Origin of the sequence: Nonomuraea spiralis (assembly GCF_014648435.1) — a bacterium.
GTDB classification, from domain to species: Bacteria; Actinomycetota; Actinomycetes; order Streptosporangiales; family Streptosporangiaceae; genus Nonomuraea; species Nonomuraea spiralis.
The window spans coordinates 1-1980 of the sequence record NZ_BMRC01000078.1 but is presented as its reverse complement, the minus strand read 5'-3'; the positions used below and the strand labels follow the sequence as shown (position 1 = coordinate 1980).

General features: G+C 70.4%; 3 protein-coding genes. 2 read left to right on the top strand and 1 reads right to left on the bottom strand.

Annotated features, from left to right (window positions below):
• On the bottom strand, positions 1 to 555 hold a 555-nt coding region (locus tag IEZ27_RS53370; protein WP_189654311.1), incomplete at its 3' end, for a glycosyltransferase family 39 protein.
• A gap of 79 nt (positions 556 to 634) precedes the next feature.
• Here IEZ27_RS53370 and rsmI point away from each other — a divergent pair.
• Entirely contained in the window at positions 635 to 1477 is an 843-nt protein-coding gene (gene rsmI / locus IEZ27_RS53365) for a 16S rRNA (cytidine(1402)-2'-O)-methyltransferase (protein ID WP_229825349.1), read from the top strand.
• A gap of 5 nt (positions 1478 to 1482) precedes the next feature.
• Positions 1483 to 1980 (top strand): glycosyltransferase family 39 protein (locus tag IEZ27_RS53360; RefSeq protein WP_189654309.1); only part of this gene is annotated, 498 nt, incomplete at its 3' end.

The window sequence follows — 1980 nt, the reverse complement described above, 5'->3', positions numbered from 1 at the left end:
CAGGCCGTCCAGGGCCAGGAGCAGGCCGGCGAAGCAGCCGAGCAGGGTGGAGCGGGTCATCCGGCGGGCGACCCGGGCCAGGATCAGGATCGACAACGTCCCGATCACCGCCGAGGCGAAGCGCCAGCCGAACGGGTTGAGCCCGAACAGCCACTCGCCGGAGCCGATCATCCACTTGCCCAGCGGCGGGTGCACCACGTAGGAGGCGCACTTGTCGAGGGTTTCCTGTGTGCAGGACTGCCAGATGTTGTTGTTCCCGGCCAGGATGGCCTTGTCGGCGTCCTTGATCGTGACGCGCTCGACGCCCCAGGTGATCAGGGAGAAGGCGTCCTTCATGTAGTAGGTCTCGTCGAAGACCACGGATCGGGGATGGCCCAGGTTGACGAAACGCAGGATCCCGCCGAAGAGCGTGACGAGCAGCGGGCCGACCCACCCCCACAGGATGCTGCCGCGCATGGGGGGGATCACCCGGTCACGCAGGGACCGCGTCTGCGATTGGCTCTCGCCGACCTCCGGGTTGTCGTAGGCCTGGTACGGGGAATCGGTCACCGCCATTCGGACATCGTACGGGCCCCAAGCCGTTAGGTACTGCAAGAATCACGGTCTTATTGGTATGCCCTGCCACAATGGTCGGGTGACTGGAGAAGGCAGGTTGGTGCTGGCCGGAGCGCCCATTGGCCAGGCGGGCGACGTATCCCCGCGGCTGCGTGAGGCGCTGGCCGCCGCCGACGTGGTGGCCGCGGAGGACACCAGGCGGTTGCGCAGGCTCGCCACCGAGCTGGGCGTGGAGATCGGCGGCAGGGTCGTGTCCTACTACGACCAGAACGAGGCGGGCCGCGCCCAAGAGCTCGTCGAGGCGCTCAAACAGGGCCGCACGGTCGTGGTCATCACCGACGCCGGGATGCCCGGGGTGTCCGACCCCGGCTACCGCCTGACCCATCTGGCGGTCGAGTCCGGCATCACGGTCACCGCGCTGCCGGGGCCGAGCGCCGTCACCACGGCCCTGGCCGTGTCGGGGCTGGCCAGCGACAGGTTCTGCTTCGAGGGGTTCCCGCCGCGCAAGACCGGCGACCGGGCCCGGCGGCTGTCCGCGCTGGCCGCCGAGGAGCGCACGATGGTCTTCTTCGAGGCCCCCCACCGGCTGGCCGACTCGCTGGCCGCCATGGCCGGGGCGTTCGGCGCCGACCGGCCCGCCGCCGTCTGCCGCGAGCTCACCAAGACGTACGAGGAGGTGCGCCGCGGCGGGCTGGGCGAGCTGGCCGAGTGGGCCGCGGGCGGCGTCAAGGGCGAGATCACCGTCGTCGTCGCGGGTCACGTGCCCGGCGCGGGGGAGCCCGACATGGACGAGCTGGTCGCCGAGGTCGACCGCCGGGTGGCCGAGGGCGAGCAGCGCAGGACCGCCATCGCCGACGTGGCCAAGGGCGCCGGGGTGCCGAGACGGGAGTTGTATGACCTGGTGCACAAACGCATAGGGTGATCCACATGGGGGAGGCGGCGCGACGGCTGGTCCCGCCGTTCACGGGACGGCCGTTCTTGGGCTGGGTGGGCCCGCTCCTCCTCGCCCTCTTCGGCGGCCTGTTACGTTTCGTCCGCCTCGGCGACCCCAAGGCCGTCGTCTTCGACGAGACCTACTACGCGAAGGACGCCTACTCCCTGCTCACGCACGGCGTCGAGCGTTCCATGCTGGGCGACGCCAAGAACCCGGTCGCCGACCACCGGATCATGGCCGGCAACCTGGACATCTTCCGCCAGTGTCCCGAGCCGTCCGAGTGCGCCTCGTTCGTTGCCCATCCGCCGCTGGGCAAGTGGATGATCGCGGTGGGCGAGTGGCTGTTCGGCATGAACCCGTTCGGCTGGCGGTTCGTGGCCGTGCTCGTCGGGACGTTGTCGATCCTGATCCTGGCCCGGGTCGCCCGCCGGATGACCCGCTCCACCCTGCTCGGCTGCTTCGCCGGCCTGCTCCTGGCCCTGGACGGCCTG